We start from the raw sequence: 402 nt of genomic DNA, 5'->3' as shown, positions 1-402 counted from the left end.
GCGAGTGGGCCCAGGTCCGCTGGCATCCCCGCGCGGGGGAGCCGGGACCGCACCTCTACCGCCCGCCCTACGGGGGCCACGGCCCGCTGACCCGGCTGCTGGCCCGCCTCGCCCGCCGGGAGGTCGCCCTGTGGGACGTGGAGGGACTGGACTGGACGGGGGGGGACGCGGCCACCCTCGCCGCCGGGGTCCTCGCCCGCGTGCGCCCCGGCAGCGTGCTCCTGCTGCACGACGGGCCAGCGGTCACGCCCGCGCTGCTGGACCTTCTGCTCGCGGGGCTGACCGAACGGGGCCTCCAGCCGGTCCTCCTGCCGGACCTGCCCCCGCGCCGTATCGGGTGGCGCGAGGGGGGGCGGCGGCTCGCGGCGAGTTACGGCCGCTGATCCAGACGCTGATCCAGCA

The 402-nt window shown here is 78.4% G+C and carries 1 protein-coding gene; it reads left to right on the top strand.

Features of this window, described 5'->3' with window-relative positions:
• Positions 1–383: polysaccharide deacetylase family protein (locus tag QOL99_RS17645; RefSeq protein WP_285525708.1), on the top strand; the 383-nt coding region annotated here is incomplete at its 5' end.
• Between the last annotated feature and the right edge of the window lie 19 nt (positions 384–402).

It is taken from the genome of Deinococcus rhizophilus, from assembly GCF_030271215.1.
Taxonomy (GTDB): Bacteria; Deinococcota; Deinococci; order Deinococcales; family Deinococcaceae; genus Deinococcus; species Deinococcus rhizophilus.
Note: the sequence above shows the minus strand (reverse complement) of the source record. Positions and strands in the feature narration are given on the sequence as shown.